Source organism: Lishizhenia sp., assembly GCF_033720595.1.
Lineage (GTDB): Bacteria > Bacteroidota > Bacteroidia > Flavobacteriales_D > Crocinitomicaceae > Lishizhenia.
Map to the genome: position 1 here is coordinate 1 of NZ_JAWWCF010000048.1, position 17,483 is coordinate 17,483.

Here is a 17,483-nt window from a genome sequence, read left to right on the forward strand (position 1 = left end):
GAAGAATAAGGCATCTTTCAACTGATCATTAACATATGCCTTGGTAGTAATAACCCCTTGCCCTTCTTCAAAACGTACACTTGTTCTAAACTGGGCATCTTTCATGTACATTAAAGTGGCTTTTTTTTGCGCCTCCGTTACATCTGTGCTAAATGCAGCTGCTTCGAGGTACATCGCATCAGGTTTTGTACACAATACGATATCTGCATCATCAGACAAGACCTCATGGGCTACTTCTTGCTTTTCTTTGGACTTGTTCTTTGCAAAGAAATCTTTCACGTAAGGTACAGGATCCATGATTTCTTCCTTTTCAACAAAAGCAACAGCCATTTTTGGAGTAATAGCAATCACTTGGTTGTCACTAACAAAAATCGATAATTCTTCTTCTTCCGATAAATTCGTAAAACTCATGTTTACGATTTGATCTACTAATTTCTGATGATCTTTCACATCTAAAATTAACACTCCTTTATCAGCAGGTAAACCATCAGTAGTATCTGAATTTTCAACTGCAAAATATACGCGAACATCATCTGGTAACGCCAAATTAAAGGTGTCTAACGTATTCGATAAAACCTCACCATACATCGGTAAGTTTTTAGCATCTGACTTATTTACAATTTGATTATAATCAACAGCACCGTATGCTACAACTGATGCATGCGTAGCAACATAGCTTTCTAAAAGCTCATCGGCTTTCAATCCTTTTATGCCCTTCTCACCACAAGAAAACAGCACTGCCGCCAATCCAAGACCTAAGATGATTTTCATTTTTTTCATGTAAAGAAAATTTATTTGTTAATTGTATTTCAAAGTTAAACTTATCCTGTAAATAGCATCATGCTTTACTTCTCTAGCCATGCTTTTTAACTAACTTTGGCCTATGCATTTTATTGAACCTCATTTTAGTTGGAGAGATTACTACGTTGCTTCTGAAGACGCGTATTCACCTTTCTTTGAACGAGAATATTCTGAATTTGAATTCAGCGATGCTCTCTACAACTTTGCTATTCATCCCCAATGGGATAATTTTGGTTCACCCACCCTCTTTATGAAAATACTCTATGCCGATTACGAAATCGGATTTTGCATTCTCGAATTCATAGGAGAATGGAACGATGCGATTAACAATGATATCATGACACTTAAACGCGATATTATTGAACATCTTATGCAGAACGGTATAGATAAGTTCGTTATTATAGGAGAAAATGTACTTAATTTTCACTATTCAGACGATAGTTATTATGAAGAGTGGTTTGATGAATTGGAGGATGGTTGGATAGCCATGGTGAATTTTCACGACCACGTCATGGAAGAGTTCAAAGAAATACATCTCGACCAATATTTTGTAATGGGAGGAGAATTAGAAGATGTATCTTGGAGAACCTACAGCCCTATTCAGTTTTATGGAAGAATAGAGCAGTATGTTCAAAAACGTTTAATGTAGTTCGCTTAATTTTTGAGCAACAATTTTATCCACTGGAAAAGTTAAATCTTTTGGACCAATACTTTCGAGCGGTTTCCACCTTGGTTGTTCTTCGGCATCCGTTAACGTAACTGGAAGATCACTTCCAAAGCTTCTATTGACTGCTTTTACCCAATAGTAAACACTGATTAATTGATCATTCTCATTGAAGGCGGATTGCTGAAAAAAATCGGTGCAGTAAAAAAGATCTCCAACATCTATTTCTAGGCTTAATTCTTCCTGAAACTCACGGACCAAACAATCCTTAAAACCTTCCCCCCACTCTAATCCACCTCCAGGAAATTTAGTAAAACTTCTTCCAAATCTATTTTCATCCGAAAGAAGTACATCTCCTTGATTATTGGTTAACAAACCGTAAACGCGAATATTAAATTGCTTCTGCACCTTCTAATACAGCTTTTATGTTTGGTTTAAAGTACAAGTCAGATTTTAAAATTTTTCCATCTTCCCTATAAATGGCATTTCCATTTTCATCCAACTTACTCATATTTGATCGCTGAATTTCTTCAAAAACTTCTACAATTTTATCTTGTAAACCGTGTTTCAATAAAGTTCCACATAAAATATACAATTGATCGCCCAAAGCATCAGCTACCTCTACTAAATCCCCTTCTTTAGCTGCTTCTAGGTACTCTTCATTTTCCTCTTGCATTAAGCGGTGACGCAAAGTGTAATCAGCTTCGCTAATCTCTCCTTTTGGTGTGTATTCATTTTTAATACCAAAACTGTCGTGAAATATCTCTACGGCCTTGATGATATCTGCAAAATCTTTTTTCATGCTTCGTGTTTTCTGCCAAGATATTATAAATGCAGAAGAGAACATTAGGTCAACGCTTAGTTTTTATTCACAATAACGAAGGGCTATACACACATTACGGATTTTCTTCCCTGAAGATCGGACATAAAAAAAACCGATGCATTAACATCGGTTCTCGTAGTAGTAGTTATTGTGGAATTATCCTAAATACATTTTCAACATCTTACTTCTAGAAGTATGTTTCAAACGTCTTATAGCTTTTTCTTTAATTTGTCTCACCCTTTCTCGTGTCAAATCGAAATGCATTCCGATTTCTTCTAGAGTTAGTGGAGCTCTTCCGTCCAATCCAAAATAGAATTTTACTACATCACCTTCTCTTGCTGTAAGCGTAGATAAACTTCTATTGATTTCCTTCGCCAGAGATTCTTGTAATAAAGTTTTCTCCGGACTTGGTAATGCATCGTTGGGAAGTACATCATACATTGATGAAGAAGATTCATCTCCTTCTTTCAATGGAGCATCCATAGATACGTGTCTACCAGAAGTTGCAAATGCAGTTCTCACTTCCTCCACAGTACAATCCAAAGACTCTGCTAATTCATGTGCACTTGGTGGACGCTCTAAACGCTGTTCCAATTCCGAAAAGGTTTTATTGATTTTATTGATGGATCCAATTTTATTCAGCGGCAAACGTACAATACGTGCTTGTTCTGCCAAGGCTTGTAAAATGGATTGCCTTATCCACCATACAGCATATGAGATAAATTTAAAACCACGGGTTTCGTCAAATCGCTTAGCAGCTTTTATCAAGCCCATATTTCCTTCATTGATTAAATCAGGTAAAGAAAGACCTTGGTTTTGGTATTGCTTAGAAACAGAAACCACGAACCTTAAATTCGCTTTCGTTAATTTTTCTAGAGCGCGATTATCACCTTCTTTGATTTTTCTGGCTAATTCAACTTCTTCTTCGGCGGTAATTAAATCTACTTTAGCAATTTCTTGCAAGTATTTGTCGAGAGAAGCAGTTTCCCGGTTGGTAACCTGTTTGGTAATTTTTAATTGTCTCATAGCGCTAACAGTTTTAAGATAAGAAAAGAACCAACTTATACTTTGTTGAAAGATAAGCTGTTATATTATAAACGTAGTACTAACTAAAAAGGTTGGAGTTTTTTTTGGTTTTGTTGATTTTTTTACATAACAAAAAAGCGAAACCCGCTAGGAGTCTCGCTTTTTCAATAATATATTTTCTAAAAAATATTAGTCTCTCAACACATTTCTAGAAATAACGATTTTTTGAACTTCAGAAGTTCCTTCGTAAATCTGTGTAATTTTAGCATCTCTCATTAAACGCTCTACGTGGTACTCTTTAACGAATCCGTAACCTCCGTGGATTTGTACAGCCTCAACTGTTTGCTCCATCGCTACTTTAGAAGCGTATAATTTAGCCATTGCAGAAGACTGGTCGAAGTTTCTTCCCATATCCTTATCTCTTGCAGACTTGTATACTAACAATCTTGCTGCTTCAATTTCAGTAGCCATATCTGCCAATTTAAAGGCGATAGCTTGGTGCTTAGAAATTTCTTTTCCGAAAGCTTTTCTTTCTTTCGAGTAAGCTGTTGCTAATTCGAATGCTCCTGCTGCGATACCTAAAGCTTGAGAAGCGATACCGATACGTCCACCAGATAAAGTTTTCATAGCGAAAGTGAAACCAAATCCATCTTCACCAATTCTATTTTCTTTAGGAACTTTTACGTCGTTGAACAATAAAGTGTGAGTATCAGATCCTCTAATTCCCATTTTATCTTCTTTTGCTCCAACAACAAATCCTTCCATTCCTCTTTCAACGATGAATGCGTTAATTCCTTTGTGTCCTAACTCTGGGTTAGTTTGTGCAATTACTAAGTAAACAGATGCCGAACTACCATTTGTAATCCAGTTTTTAGTTCCGTTTAATACGTAGTGATCTCCCATATCTACAGCAGTAGTTCTTTGCGATGTTGCATCAGAACCAGCTTCTGGTTCAGACAAACAAAATGCTCCGATTTTCTCACCTGTAGCTAAAGGAACTAAGTATTTTTGTTTTTGCTCTTCAGATCCGAATTTCTCCAATCCCCAACAAACTAAAGAGTTGTTAACAGACATACATACAGAAACAGATGCATCAACTTTAGAGATCTCTTCCATAGCGATAGCGTAAGAAAGTGTATCCATTCCTCCACCACCGTACTTCGGGTCTACCATCATTCCCATGAATCCTAACTCACCCAATTGCTTGATGATCTCTGCTGGAAATTCTTGGTTGTTATCTCTCTCAATTACTCCTGGTTTACAAACATTCTGAGCAAAATCTCTCGCTGCGTCTCTTACAGCTATATGTTCTTCTGTTAAATCGAAATTCATCCGTATGATTTTATAATTTTGATGTGGCAAAAATAAGCTTATTATTGAAAACCAGAAAACTTTCATATGTCATCCTCACAAACTTATATGATGATTGGACTAATGTCGGGAACATCTTTAGACGGACTCGATATCGTTCATGCGCAACTTAATTTCCATAACAACACATGGAATCACAAGCTTCTTCACTGTGAAACAATAGATTACACTTCAGATTTTCAACAAAAACTAAAAAACGCACACCAGCTTTCTGGATTAGAGCTTACGTATTTAAATAAAGAAATTGGTGAATATTTCGCTCAATCTGTGAATAACTTTTGTGAGAAAAACGCTATAAATAAAGGAGATATTGACGCAATTGCTTCTCATGGACACACCATTTTTCATCAACCAGAAAAAGGCATGACCTTACAAATTGGTTGTGGTCAAACTATTGCAGTCCAAACAGGCATCAAAACCATTAACAATTTTAGAGAAAAGGATGTATTACTTGGAGGTCAAGGAGCTCCCTTAGTTCCTGTAGGTGACGCTCTTCTTCTAAAAGGTGAGGCGGATGCATTTTTAAACCTAGGGGGATTTGCCAATATAAGCTTACCAGAACAGAATAATTTGGCGTTTGATATTTGTCCTGCAAACATCGTTCTCAATGCTATCATGAGCGAACAAAATCAGCGCTACGACAAAGATGGTCAAACCGGTCGTAAAGCTACCGTAAACACAGAACTTTTAAAGCAATTAAACGCCTTGAAATTCTACGGAAAACCGGCTCCAAAATCATTGGGATTAGAATGGGTAGAAAAGGAAATATACCCCTTATTGAAAAGCTATAGTTTTCAGGAAAAACTAGGGACTTTTTATGCACACATTGCCCATCAAATTGCACAAACTTTAGAAAAGCACAACGCTGCTTCTGTTATGATTACAGGTGGGGGTGCGAAAAATAGCTTTTTGATGGCTAAAATCAAGGAAAAATACTCAGGTAATATAAAGCTTCCGAATAGTGACATGATAGATTTTAAAGAAGCTTTGATTTTTGCATTTTTGGGCGTGTTAAACCTCCGTAACGAAAACAATTGTTTGGCGCAAGTTACCGGTGCAAAAGCAGATTCTAAAGGTGGAAATACCTATGAGCCTTAGATATTTTCAATTGATTGATTCTTTGCTTAGAATAAGTTTTTTACTTTTGCTGCCGTCAGTTTCTATTAATAAGTATGAAATACTTAAAAATGGAGACTAAAAAATAACTTCAAACTGTGTGTAAAACACAGCACAATTAGATATAAATAAACACAATGAAAGAGTTACTGAACAAGTTTGAAAACAAGCGTCCAGAGATCGTATTCGAATGGAAAGATTCTGAAACAGAGGCAGAAGGATGGGTTGTAATTAATTCACTTCGCGGTGGAGCAGCCGGTGGAGGTACGCGTATGCGTCCAGGTTTGGATAAAAGAGAAGTTGAATCTTTAGCGAAAACGATGGAAGTGAAGTTCACCGTGGCTGGACCAGCAATCGGTGGAGCTAAATCAGGAATCAACTTTGATCCAAAAGACAGTCGTAAAGAAGGTGTTTTGAGACGTTGGTATGCAGCAGTAACTCCTTTGTTAAAGCACTACTACGGTACAGGAGGAGATTTAAACGTTGACGAAATTCACGAAGTTATTCCAATTACGGAAGACTGTGGAGTTTGGCACCCACAAGAAGGTGTATTTAACGGACACTTCCAACCAAGAGAAGCTCAAAAAATTAATAGAATTGGTCAGTTACGTCAAGGTGTACTTAAAGTAATCGAAGACGAATCATTTACACCAAGCATCAATAGAAAATACGTAATTGCTGATATGATTACTGGTTACGGTGTAGCTGAATCTATCAAGCACTATTACAACATCTGGGGTGGAGACATCAGAGATAAAAAAGTTATCGTTCAAGGATGGGGTAACGTTGGTTCTGCTGGAGCTTACTACTTATCTCAAATGGGAGCGAAAGTGGTTGGTATCATCGACAGAGTTGGCGGATTGATCAAAGAAGACGGATTCTCTTTCGAAGAAATTAAAGAATTATTCTTGAACAAAAACGGAAATGAATTGAGTCACCCAGACATGTTATCTTTCGAAGAGGTTAACGCTAGAATTTGGGACATTGACGCAAACGTATTCATTCCTTGTGCAGCATCTCGTTTAATTACGCAAGACCAAGTAGATAGAATGATTAAATCAGGAGTAGATGTAATTTCTGCTGGAGCTAACGTTCCTTTCGCTGATCCAGAAATCTTCTTCGGTTCAATCGCTGATTTCGCCGACAACAATTTAACGGTAATTCCTGACTTCATTTCTAACTGTGGAATGGCTAGAGTATTCGCTTACTTAATGTCTTCTGATTTAGATGAATTAACAGATCAAGGAATTTTCGAAGATACTTCTGAAGTAATCAAAAAAGCTTTGGAACAAACACACTTAAAAAACCCACAAAAAACAGGAGTTGCTAAAGCGGCATTTGAAATCGCTTTAAAACAACTAGTATAACCAATATTACTATTTTTTAGATATCATGGAAGGATTTATTTTAGCGGTATTTATCTTAGGATACTTAGCCATTACTTTAGAACACAACCTTAAGGTTGATAAGTTAATTCCAGCATTATTAATGATGGCGTTAGCTTGGGCTGGAGTAGCATTTGGATTGGATAGCTTTACAACTTGGTTTGATTCAGATAGCCACCATTTAGTAGACGGATTTGCGCAATTAGCAACGACCTCAGAAAGTCATCATGAAGTTACAAAGATGTCATGGATGGAGGGAACTCTTCTACACCACTTTGGTAAAACTTGTGAGATTTTAATCTTCTTAGTTGGAGCTATGACAATTGTTGAAATCATTGATCATTTCAACGGTTTTGCAACGATTAAAGATTACATCAGAACAAATAAGAAAAGAACCTTGCTTTGGATCGTTTGTATCCTAGCTTTCGTTCTTTCTGCTATCATCGATAACTTAACAGCTACTATTGTATTGATTACAATCTTAAGAAAGTTATTGAAAAACAACTCAGACAGAATCTGGTATGCAGGTTTGATCATTATTGCTGCAAACGCAGGTGGAGCATGGTCTCCAATTGGTGATGTTACAACAACTATGTTGTGGATGGGAGAAAGAGTTTCTACAGGGAAATTGATTGAATTCTTAATCATCCCATCTCTGGTTTGTATGGTAATCCCAACGGTTATCGCTTCTTTCTTACCTGCTTTCAAAGGAGAATTTGAAGCTCCAGTTGAAGAAGAAGAAAACAATTCTAAGGGTCCATTAATGTTATACTTAGGATTAGGTATGATTATTTTCGTTCCTATCTTTAAAACGGTTACTCACCTTCCTCCTTATGTAGGGATGATGTTATCCTTATCTATCGTAGCTGCCGTTGCAGAGGTAATTTCTAACAGACAATTGAACTTAACAAGTGCCAGTAAGGAAATTGAACAAGAAGAAATGGGAGAATTGGCAGATCACAACCCAGATGCTGGTCACCACTCTTCTCCTACTTTCAAGGCTTTGGGTAAAATCGAAATGCCTTCTATCTTATTCTTTTTAGGAATATTGATGACAGTAGCAGCGTTAGAGTCATTAGGTATGATTTACATTTTTGGTAAGAATGTAGAAGAAAGCATGCCCGTAGATTTATTCATTACCCTTATGGGAGTTGGATCAGCAATTATTGATAACGTTCCTTTGGTTGCCGCATCAATGGGTATGTTTGATATGACCAACCCTGAATATGCAATGGATAGTCACATTTGGCACTTTATTGCTTACTCTGCTGGTACAGGAGGATCTATGTTAATCATTGGTTCTGCTGCAGGAGTTGTAGCAATGGGGATGGAGAAAATTTCTTTCTTCTGGTACTTAAAAAATATTGCTTGGTTAGCGCTTCTTGGTTTCTTAGCAGGAGCTGGAGTTTACCTAGGAATTCAGATGTTCGTTTAATCGAACACAACATGTAACAAATTATAAATTTCAACGTTTATTCGAGTATGAATCATTCATTTTTAATGCAAATTGCAACAGACAGCACTGCTGTTTCTGAAGATTTCAAAGAAGTAGCCATTTGGCAAGCTGTAAAAGATGCAGGATCAACTCCCATGGGAGCTATTGTCCTTATCGTGTTAGCCATTATGTCTGTATACGCCATCTACATTTTCGTAGAGCGTTTCTTAGCTTTGAGAAGAGCGAGTCAAATAGACCCAAACTTCTTAACCAATGTAAAACAAATGCTAGTGGATGGTAAAATTGACGATGCCAAAAATCTTTGTGCAAGAACCAATACACCATCAGCAAGAATGATTGAAAAAGGTATTTCTCGTTTAGGAAAGCACGTAGATGTGGTTTCTTCTGCGATAGATAACACGGGTAAACTTGAAATTTCTAAGTTGGAGCAGCGTTTAAGCTTTTTAGCGACTGCCTCAGGTGCAGCACCTATGATAGGTTTCTTAGGAACTACATTAGGGATGGTACAAACCTTTAACGAGATGAAGAACTTGGATTCTTTACAGTTAGACACTATCGCACCAGGTATTATGACAGCTATGGTTACAACTGTAGCAGGATTGATTGTAGGTATTATCGCCTACATGGGGTATAACTATTTAGTGGCGAAGATTACCACAGTTATCTACAGAATGGAGAACGATGCTATGGAGTTCATGGACTTATTGCACAAACCAGGAAACTAAGAGACTATGGGATTCGGAACACAAAATAAAGTAAAGGCTGAGGGTGGAATGGCTTCCATGACCGACCTTGTATTCTTACTACTTGTATTCTTCATTATTATGAGTACAATGAGTGAGAACAATACACCGGTGGACTTGCCAAAACCTTCAGAAAAACTGGATCCATCAAAAACAAATACAACAACAACTGTAATTGTTACTGCAGATAACTTGTACCAAATTATGTCGGGTCAATTGGACGATGCAGCCAACCCTTTCAATACTAAAACGGAAGGTGGAAGCTACGAACAAGTAAAGGCATTCTTGGTGGAACAAGTAGAAGCAAATCCAGAAAGAAAATTAAAAATTGCAGGTTCTCGTGAAGCTAAATACGAAGCGGTTTTCCAAATTTTAGCTTTGGCTAAGAACAGAGAATGGAACCCTGCGTTGGCTTACGATTAACACTTATATTATGAGCAGTTACTTTGCTGAAATAGTAGATAAAAGAGACAATAGAAAGGCGATCATAGCGAGTTTACTCGCTATGCTTGTCGCTGCTTTCATCTTATTTTTTGTAAAGTATCACGAGCCTGATCCTCCCAAATTAGATGTGCCTTTAGTGGCTGAAATGATATTCCCAGAAGGAATAGATGCATTTGAGATAGACAATGGAGGTGGTGGAGCTCCTGAAGCTGCAACGGATGCTGTTGCTGCAGAAGAACCAACAAGAGAAGAAGAAACACAAGAAGATTCTCCTGTAGAAACACCTTCCTCTACAGGCGAAAACAAAACGCCTAATACACAACCTGCAACGCAAGAATCTTCAGAACCCGCAAACCCTTTTAGTGGTTCGGGAGGACAAGGAACAACAGGAACAGGTACTAGCATGGGAGAGGATAATGGACCCGGTCCAGGAACAGGTAATCCTGGGAAAGGTGGATCGGAAGGTGAAAGAGTTAGACTTTCAAACATTACTTCTACCCCAAAAACACCCAATTCAGAATACTGTAAAGTTGCATTAATACTTACCGTAAACTACGAAGGTAAAGTAATTTCAGTATCTGTAAACAGAAACGTAACAACTGCGGAGAATGAAGCTTTGATAGACGAAATTATTTCCTTGGCCAAAAAGGAAGTTCGCTACAAAGCAAAACCTGTAGGTTACCGCGTAGAAAAATGTTTCTACACCGTTTCTATACGTCCAAATTAATCGTATGACTTATCAAGAAACAATAGATTGGTTGTTTCAACAATTTCCCTCTTACCAAAACATAGGAGCGAAAGCCTATAAACCCGATCTATACAATGTTGAAAAGCTTTGTGCTATTTTCAACAACCCTCAAAACGACATCAAAACTATACATGTAGCAGGTACTAACGGAAAAGGGAGTACCTGTTCTTATATCTCCTCATTTCTAACTGAAGCAGGGTATAAAGTAGGTTTGTTTACCTCTCCCCACTTACAACGCTTCACAGAACGTATACGCATCAATGGTGAGGAAGTAAAAGAAGACTTTGTTGTTGATTTTGTAGCGAAAGTAAAAGCACAAAAACTCGACTACTCCCCTTCTTTCTTTGAGATCACCTTTGTGATGGCTTTGGAGTATTTCAAACAAGAGCAAGTAGATTTTGCTGTAATTGAAACCGGTTTAGGAGGAAGATTAGACGCCACCAATATCATTTCCCCAATTCTGAGTGTTATCACCAACATAGGTCTTGAACACACCAACTTCCTGGGTACAACGATAAAGGAAATTGCGGCGGAGAAAGGTGGAATTATTAAAAGGGAAACACCTGTAGTCTTAGGTACTAAAGGTGTGGAAGTAGTAGAAGTGATGGAAAAGATAGCGAAGGAGAAAGAAGCTGCTCTTTACTTCAGCAATGAAGCTTTAGATACACCTTCTACTCTTTTGGCAAATTATCTCCAAGAAAACTACAGAACAGCACATAAAGCTATTGAAGTATTAGTAAAGGAAACCTATATCCAATCGATTGATGTAGCACAAAACTTTGCAAAAGCACTTCAGAATTTATACGTAAATACAGGTTTAAGAGGAAGAATGCACTTGGTCCAAGAACAGCCAAGGATCATTTTTGATGCTGCTCACAACGCCGATGGCATTAAAAATTTACTTTCTAATTTCAATGAAGAAGGACTTTTGATTGTGTATGGAAGTTCAAATGATAAAGATTTCGAGTCAATTTTTCCTTTATTTCCAAAAAACGCCACTTATTTCCTCTCTGAATTCAAAAATGAACGCAGTGCGAAAATTGAGCTTTTGGAGCAAAATGCAACGAAAAATGGTTTAAATGCAAAATATTTTAAAAAAGTTTCTGATGCATTAACCGAAGCACAAAACACAGCGGGTCAAGAAGATACAATTCTATGTTTTGGAAGTTTTTTCTTATTGGAAAATTTATATGAAATTTTTTAATTTTTTTAGTTGCTAATTAGAATTATCCCCTTATATTTGCACCCGCAATCACGGTTCAACGGAACACAGAGTGATACTTGAAATAAGAAAGTTATTGGGCGATTAGCTCAGTTGGTTCAGAGCACCTGCCTTACAAGCAGGGGGTCACTGGTTCGAATCCAGTATCGCCCACTTTTAAAACTCTAATAACTTTCTCTCGGGCGATTAGCTCAGTTGGTTCAGAGCACCTGCCTTACAAGCAGGGGGTCACTGGTTCGAATCCAGTATCGCCCACCGAACAAAAAGGTCAAGTTTATTTTAAGCTTGGCCTTTTTTTATGTCTTTACTTTTCTACAACTTTATTCCACCTTATTTAGAATAGTATTCCATTTAGAAGTTTCGTTTATCGGTTTGTTTCTTGACTTCCGTCGAATACGCTTGGCAGATCACCAATCAATGTTAATCAAAAACTAGTGTGCTAGAGAAATAGATGAATGAACAGTTAAACTGCCGGCTCCTCGACTCCGCTCGGAAACCTTATGATAATTATTATTGTTAACCTAGGTTATCGAGCGGAGTCGAGATACCGAAAAAGGATCATAGATTTTTATTCCTCACATTTTTCAATATCTAATCTTGAGATAGAAAGAGAAGAAATTAGAAATTGAGTAATTTTGTTTCCTGAATTAAATTAGCTGCGTTGGCTTAAGCTAAAAAAAGACATTTACCTTGCGTGTAGAAATTGAAAATCCAAGAGAAAAGTGTTACCAGTGCAAGAAATCTAAGAGCACTTGTATCTGTAAACATGTTCGTCCTATAAAAACCAAAACGCGTTTCGTTATTCTTATGCACCCGAAAGAGGCTCGGAAAGAAAAAAACGGTACGGGTTATATGACGAATCTCCAGCTAGAAAACTCTGAGGTGATTGTTGGCGTAGATTTTAGTGAGAACAAACGGGTGAATGAAATCCTGAACAACGAAGACAATAGCGCTTTCTTACTCTACCCCGGAAATGACAATTTCAATTTATCCGTAAAGAACAGCACAGAAATCAATGCATTTTTTGACAAAACTCCGCATATCTTTATTTTAGATGGCACGTGGCCATGCGCCCGTAAAATGCTCAGGTTAAGTACCAATTTACAAACACTGAAAAGAGTAAGTTTTGATAATGAGATTAAATCTAAGTTTATTATAAAGCAACAACCGGAGCCACTTTGTTTGAGTACGATTGAGTCGGTATACACCGTAATTAACCTACTTAAAACGGCAAAGTTTGAAACGTGCAATACAGATAGCTTTCTGCTTCCTTTTGAAAAAATGATAGAGCAACAAATCGCCTGTATTCTAGACCCCAACAATAAGAATCATTACCGACCGAATAAAAACCCAACAATCGCACCCAAAAACATGTACAAGAAAGCATCTGAAAGGAATATCATTTTTGAGGAAAATAGATAGAGAATAGTATTCGTATTTAAACCCTACTAGCGATAGTACTGGCAGCCCGGAGTTTGGCTATGGAATGAAACTAGGGCTTTATAGAGCGACCTTAGAAGCTCTATAAAGCTTTAAGTTGAATGCATAGCCAAAGGAGGACTAAAAGGGATAGCGCGCCCCCAAGTTTCTTGGAGGGAGGAGCACCTACTTAATAATCCCACTTCTTATAAAAGGCGTTATAGAAGTTAATACCGAATTTAAAATTGAGTTGGGCAGGACCATAACTACTCTTCGAACTCACCGCGTAGGCACCCAGTTTGAAGATGGTTTTCTTGATTCTAAACTGTCGTTCTATCCCCGCATATAACTCCACTTGTTGAAAGTTACTCGAAGGTATGGCCATATAACTTCCTCCAATAGTTTCTTCTAATTTCAATTTATTGATCAGCGGGACTTTGTTTAAAAAGACACCTTTGAAATGATGTATAAAGTTTAATTGAAAATAGCTGTTTGCCGTACTTAAGGCCGTGTCTAAATTTTGTTGTGAATACACAGGGTTGGAGAAAAAGTAACGGTCTGAAGTTCTGAAAAACTTATATTCTACCGCCCTTAAATCTTGCTTGTATAAAAAACTTCCCGCAAGTGCGTAAACATCGGTTTCACCAAAATTTTTAAAATCTATCTCATCCTCTAATTTCAATTCCACATAACTAAAATTGGATTGTCCACCCAACAATTTAGGCACCCCCATTTTATGTTTAAAACTAACCACCGGCCACTTGGATCCCAGTATTATTTTCTGACCGTCTCTAATTTTATAGCGCTGTTGGAAGTGATACTCAAAATAAAGTTCTGTCATAAATATTCTGTAGCCTTCAAAATCGTTGGGTTGTTGAAAATTACCGAACAAACTCGACCACTCTGGATATTCTATATCTGAAATATTAATGCGGTCTGAGTATTCCATGCTTGCTTTAAGGTAGAGTCCGTTTGTTAGTTCTGAAAAATGATAGACACTCCACTTTTTATTGCGCACACGGTTGGCAGGAGCAATCGTTCCTTGTATACTTTGGTAACTGGTCATGAAATCATAAATATCACCGACTTCAAAACCAATCTTCGCAAAATTGAGCGAATTGTATTTATAATATCCATTGAATTGCCATTTCAGATCTTTGTTTCGAAAACCATAATCCAAAAGCGGATTGATCATAAATTCTTTGTGCGTTTTAGTACCTTGAGTGTAACGCACGCCTAAACGATGTCTATATCCACCTACCCCAAATGGAACCACTTGTTGAATTAATGGAATAACATAAAAGGATTGCTTTTTAAAGGTATTTCTATGACCGACACCATTAAAAATCATATTGAGAATACTGAAATCATTGAATATACTATCTCTTTTCATCAGGTATTCTTCACTTTGATGATAGCGCAAGATACTGTCTTGTTCGTGTATAAAAACCAGCTCTTCTTGTTTTAAAGGAAGTGGCCTTTCGTGTACCCAATACATACTGTCCCTGTCATATGCAGAGTCGTTCATAACACTCGGAGTTAACCAAAACTTCGCATTCAAACTTCGTGGATGAAACTGGTAATTTTCTTGTTTAATTCTGATGGCGCCATGAAAAGTTTTCTTCCCCTCTTTTAAACTATAAATAAACTCTTTTCTTACCGGTACGATTCTTTCTTGCACAAAAGCATAATCGCAGATGAAATGAAACTCTTTAAAATAGTTCAATACGGATTTAGAAAGCGATAAATCTACAGACAGCAACTTCCTACTTTCCTTGTGAAAATACAGCTTACCACTCCACAAAGGAGCTTCTTTAAAGCGCGGAAGAACTTCTATAACGTATATTTCCTCGTTGTTTTCATCATAATACAATTCTGCTATGTCATAGGTATAAGAAAGAAGTGCCAGGGAAGACAAAGGCGATACTAAGTTATGCGTCGTAACACCTGGTAAATTTTGAGCGTTTTTGAAGAGGTTTACATCAGCATCCTTGGAACCTTGTACAAACAAGTAAGGGTTACTCATTTCAAATTGCTGGGGAGCCAACCCAGAGTTACCATCCATCTGAATACTTACTGATACTCCACCTGCATTATTCTTATCGGATAAATCTAAATAAGCCTCAACGCTATCTTTATACTTGTTTGGCGTCTCGTAATAAGAACGCGCAACAAATTCATTAAGGTTCATTTTCTTTCTCCCAGAAGGCTGTTTGTACAATAAAGAATCGGGGACTTCCATTTCCAAACTACTGAGTACATACATGTCCATGGAATAAGCCGAGAGTTTATCCTCCCACTGCTTTTTCTCATCGATAACTTGACGCATAAAGGCCATGGCTCTTTTTTTCCTAGAATCTTCGGTAATCACGACTTCTTCTAACTCTAGCGCTTCGTCTTCCAAGGTATAATTTCGAAGTGTTTCTCCAGTCCCCACGAACAAACTATCTAGCTTCTCTTCATATCCAGCAGCTCTCACATACAGTTGAAAGTATCCCGTATCCAATTTCAAAATAAACTTCCCTTCTCCGTTGGTGAGCGTACCATAAGCAGTATTGATTACCCCTACCCGAGCAAAAGGCACTCCTTCTCCCTGATCATTTACCACTTTTCCTTTTAAAACCTGCCCATGACTTAAAAGAGAAATAAATACAACAAATAGTAGGTAAAAGAATTTCATACTCGTGTTTTCTATTTGACTCCTGACACCCGTAAAAGTTACATCATTCACAAGAACTCCTAAAATTTAATGACTAAAAACAGAAATAAACAGCCCCTTGTCTCGTGCTGAATATTAGCGTTCAAAAATGAGACAATCATCCTATAAATAGTTCTTTAAAACTTCCTTTTCCACGATAGCTTTAGTAATTTAACCCTCCAAAGAAACGCGATACTTTTCGCATTAAATTGGACCCTATGGACGAACTCCTCGCAGCACGACTCCAAATGGCAAGTTCTATGGTTTTTCACATCGTATTTGCCGCCATAGGAATGGTTATGCCCTTCCTGATGATGATTTCACATTACAAATATTTAAAATCTGGTAACGACCTTTATTTACAGCTTACCAAAACCTGGCAAAAAGGTGTGGCTATATTTTTTGTGGTAGGAGCGGTTTCTGGTACTATGCTCTCTTTTGAGTTAGGATTGCTTTGGCCAGAGTTCATGAAACACGCAGGTCCAATTATCGGCATGCCATTCTCTTTAGAAGGAACCGCCTTTTTTGTAGAAGCAATAGCCTTAGGTTTCTACCTCTACGGATGGAAAAACATTAAAAACAAATGGTTCCACTGGTGGACAGGTGCTATTGTGGGAATTTCTGGTTTGACTTCAGGTATTTTGGTTGTAGCCGCAAATGGTTGGATGAATGCACCGAGCGGTTTTGATTATAAAGACGGGGTATTTAGCAACATTGATCCTATTGCAGCCCTATTGAATGATGCTTGGTTTTCTCAGGCACTACATATGTCACTCGCCGCTTTCATTGCTGTAGGTTTTGCTGTTGGAGGTTTACACTTATGGCAGTATTACAGAAAGAAAAAATCTGATATACACTTTAAAGCTTTCACCATCGCCCTAAGCATTGGTGCCATAGGAGCTATTTTAATGCCCATTAGTGGTGACATTGCCGCTAAAGACATTGCAGTGCGACAACCTGCTAAATTGGCCGCTATGGAGGCTTTGTACGAAACAGAAAAAGGAGCAGATTTATTAATTGGAGGAATTGTTAATGAAGAAAGCCAAGAAGTGAGCTACGCCTTGCACCTCCCAAAAGCACTCTCATTTCTCGCCTTTAATGATTTCGATGCGGAGGTAAAAGGACTGAATGAATTTCCCAAAGATGAACACCCTCCTGTAGCTTTAACCCATTATTCTTTCCAGGTGATGGTAGGTATTGGAGGTTTTCTTGCCCTTCTGGGTATTATTTTCCTAATCAGCATAAAAAAGAAAAGTTGGCGCCAAAAGAAATGGTTCTTGTACGCCTTTTTAGTCGCTACCCCACTTGGCTTCGTAGCACTAGAAGCAGGTTGGTTTGTAACGGAATTAGGGAGACAACCTTGGATCATCAATGGAATTATGAAAACCAAGGATGCCGTAACTCCGGTTCAAGGCATACAATACAGCTTTTATTTATACATGCTTATTTACATTGGTTTAAGCATTACGGTGTATTGGTTAATGAATAGACAAATAAAAAAACTAAATAGCTTGTAATATGGAATTCATTGTACTCACATTTCTCTTTTTAGCGATATTGTTTTACC

General features: G+C 37.6%; 16 protein-coding genes and 2 tRNA genes. 12 read left to right on the forward strand and 6 right to left on the reverse strand.

What is annotated here, in order from left to right:
* The coding region (locus R3333_RS05180) for a hypothetical protein (RefSeq protein ID WP_318957713.1) at positions 1 to 780 on the reverse strand (780 nt) is incomplete at its 3' end.
* Between the two features lie 103 nt (positions 781 to 883).
* Between R3333_RS05180 and R3333_RS05185 the strand changes: the two genes are divergently transcribed.
* Positions 884 to 1,450 carry a hypothetical protein gene (locus tag R3333_RS05185; RefSeq protein WP_318957715.1) on the forward strand — a complete coding sequence of 189 codons (567 nt, stop codon included), beginning with the start codon at positions 884 to 886 and terminating at the stop codon, positions 1,448 to 1,450.
* Here R3333_RS05185 and R3333_RS05190 read toward each other — a convergent pair.
* The 4 genes from R3333_RS05190 to R3333_RS05205 form a co-directional block, all read right to left on the reverse strand.
* A complete protein-coding gene (locus R3333_RS05190) occupies positions 1,442 to 1,873 on the reverse strand; it encodes an NUDIX hydrolase (RefSeq protein WP_318957716.1) in 432 nt (143 codons plus the stop codon). The genes R3333_RS05185 and R3333_RS05190 overlap by 9 nt on opposite strands.
* The gene (locus tag R3333_RS05195; RefSeq protein ID WP_318957718.1) at positions 1,857 to 2,267 is read right to left on the reverse strand and encodes a nucleoside triphosphate pyrophosphohydrolase family protein; all 411 of its coding nucleotides are present in this window, start codon (positions 2,265 to 2,267) and stop codon (positions 1,857 to 1,859) included. The genes R3333_RS05190 and R3333_RS05195 overlap by 17 nt, the downstream gene beginning before the upstream one ends.
* Positions 2,268 to 2,444: 177 nt before the next feature.
* Positions 2,445 to 3,314 (reverse strand): RNA polymerase sigma factor RpoD/SigA, encoded by an 870-nt coding sequence (locus R3333_RS05200; RefSeq protein ID WP_318957720.1) that lies wholly within the window; start codon positions 3,312 to 3,314, stop codon positions 2,445 to 2,447.
* 189 nt (positions 3,315 to 3,503) lie between these two features.
* Positions 3,504 to 4,646 carry an acyl-CoA dehydrogenase gene (locus tag R3333_RS05205; RefSeq protein WP_318957722.1) on the reverse strand — a complete coding sequence of 381 codons (1,143 nt, stop codon included), beginning with the start codon at positions 4,644 to 4,646 and terminating at the stop codon, positions 3,504 to 3,506.
* Between the two features lie 66 nt (positions 4,647 to 4,712).
* Between R3333_RS05205 and R3333_RS05210 the strand changes: the two genes are divergently transcribed.
* The 10 genes from R3333_RS05210 (at position 4,713) to R3333_RS05255 (ending at position 13,221) form a co-directional block, all read left to right on the forward strand.
* On the forward strand, positions 4,713 to 5,783 hold the full coding sequence (locus tag R3333_RS05210) for an anhydro-N-acetylmuramic acid kinase (RefSeq protein WP_318957723.1): 1,071 nt from the start codon (positions 4,713 to 4,715) through the stop codon (positions 5,781 to 5,783).
* 155 nt (positions 5,784 to 5,938) lie between these two features.
* Entirely contained in the window at positions 5,939 to 7,168 is a 1,230-nt protein-coding gene (locus tag R3333_RS05215) for a Glu/Leu/Phe/Val dehydrogenase dimerization domain-containing protein (protein WP_318957725.1), read from the forward strand.
* Positions 7,169 to 7,193: 25 nt separating this feature from the next.
* Positions 7,194 to 8,621, forward strand: a complete 1,428-nt coding sequence (nhaD, locus tag R3333_RS05220; RefSeq protein ID WP_318957727.1) for a sodium:proton antiporter NhaD — start codon at positions 7,194 to 7,196, stop codon at positions 8,619 to 8,621.
* A gap of 47 nt (positions 8,622 to 8,668) precedes the next feature.
* Positions 8,669 to 9,367, forward strand: coding sequence for a MotA/TolQ/ExbB proton channel family protein (locus R3333_RS05225; RefSeq protein ID WP_318957729.1), 699 nt, complete (start codon positions 8,669 to 8,671; stop codon positions 9,365 to 9,367).
* Positions 9,368 to 9,373: 6 nt separating this feature from the next.
* The gene (locus R3333_RS05230; RefSeq protein ID WP_318957730.1) at positions 9,374 to 9,808 is read left to right on the forward strand and encodes an ExbD/TolR family protein; all 435 of its coding nucleotides are present in this window, start codon (positions 9,374 to 9,376) and stop codon (positions 9,806 to 9,808) included.
* A 10-nt stretch (positions 9,809 to 9,818) separates the two neighbouring features.
* Positions 9,819 to 10,556, forward strand: coding sequence for a hypothetical protein (locus R3333_RS05235; protein WP_318957731.1), 738 nt, complete (start codon positions 9,819 to 9,821; stop codon positions 10,554 to 10,556).
* A 4-nt stretch (positions 10,557 to 10,560) separates the two neighbouring features.
* Positions 10,561 to 11,781, forward strand: a complete 1,221-nt coding sequence (locus R3333_RS05240; RefSeq protein WP_318957733.1) for a folylpolyglutamate synthase/dihydrofolate synthase family protein — start codon at positions 10,561 to 10,563, stop codon at positions 11,779 to 11,781.
* 96 nt (positions 11,782 to 11,877) lie between these two features.
* A tRNA-Val gene (locus R3333_RS05245) sits at positions 11,878 to 11,952 on the forward strand.
* A gap of 27 nt (positions 11,953 to 11,979) precedes the next feature.
* A tRNA-Val gene (locus tag R3333_RS05250) sits at positions 11,980 to 12,054 on the forward strand.
* A 435-nt stretch (positions 12,055 to 12,489) separates the two neighbouring features.
* On the forward strand, positions 12,490 to 13,221 hold the full coding sequence (locus tag R3333_RS05255) for a tRNA-uridine aminocarboxypropyltransferase (protein WP_318957736.1): 732 nt from the start codon (positions 12,490 to 12,492) through the stop codon (positions 13,219 to 13,221).
* Between the two features lie 187 nt (positions 13,222 to 13,408).
* Here R3333_RS05255 and R3333_RS05260 read toward each other — a convergent pair whose 3' ends face one another.
* Positions 13,409 to 15,898, reverse strand: a complete 2,490-nt coding sequence (locus tag R3333_RS05260) for a DUF5686 family protein (RefSeq protein ID WP_318957737.1) — start codon at positions 15,896 to 15,898, stop codon at positions 13,409 to 13,411.
* 236 nt (positions 15,899 to 16,134) lie between these two features.
* Here R3333_RS05260 and R3333_RS05265 point away from each other — a divergent pair, with 236 nt between their 5' ends.
* Entirely contained in the window at positions 16,135 to 17,433 is a 1,299-nt protein-coding gene (locus R3333_RS05265; RefSeq protein WP_318957739.1) for a cytochrome ubiquinol oxidase subunit I, read from the forward strand.
* Positions 17,434 to 17,483: the final 50 nt, after the last annotated feature.

Coding starts and splice junctions, on each gene's coding strand:
- R3333_RS05195 (WP_318957718.1), bottom strand. CDS start 2,267: ATGAAAAAAGATTTTGCAGATATCATCAAGGCCGTAGAGATATTTCAC.
- R3333_RS05210 (WP_318957723.1), top strand. CDS start 4,713: ATGTCATCCTCACAAACTTATATGATGATTGGACTAATGTCGGGAACA.
- R3333_RS05205 (WP_318957722.1), bottom strand. CDS start 4,646: ATGAATTTCGATTTAACAGAAGAACATATAGCTGTAAGAGACGCAGCG.
- R3333_RS05225 (WP_318957729.1), top strand. CDS start 8,669: ATGAATCATTCATTTTTAATGCAAATTGCAACAGACAGCACTGCTGTT.
- R3333_RS05200 (WP_318957720.1), bottom strand. CDS start 3,314: ATGAGACAATTAAAAATTACCAAACAGGTTACCAACCGGGAAACTGCT.
- R3333_RS05230 (WP_318957730.1), top strand. CDS start 9,374: ATGGGATTCGGAACACAAAATAAAGTAAAGGCTGAGGGTGGAATGGCT.
- R3333_RS05215 (WP_318957725.1), top strand. CDS start 5,939: ATGAAAGAGTTACTGAACAAGTTTGAAAACAAGCGTCCAGAGATCGTA.
- R3333_RS05235 (WP_318957731.1), top strand. CDS start 9,819: ATGAGCAGTTACTTTGCTGAAATAGTAGATAAAAGAGACAATAGAAAG.
- nhaD (WP_318957727.1), top strand. CDS start 7,194: ATGGAAGGATTTATTTTAGCGGTATTTATCTTAGGATACTTAGCCATT.
- R3333_RS05185 (WP_318957715.1), top strand. CDS start 884: ATGCATTTTATTGAACCTCATTTTAGTTGGAGAGATTACTACGTTGCT.
- R3333_RS05260 (WP_318957737.1), bottom strand. CDS start 15,898: ATGAAATTCTTTTACCTACTATTTGTTGTATTTATTTCTCTTTTAAGT.
- R3333_RS05265 (WP_318957739.1), top strand. CDS start 16,135: ATGGACGAACTCCTCGCAGCACGACTCCAAATGGCAAGTTCTATGGTT.
- R3333_RS05240 (WP_318957733.1), top strand. CDS start 10,561: ATGACTTATCAAGAAACAATAGATTGGTTGTTTCAACAATTTCCCTCT.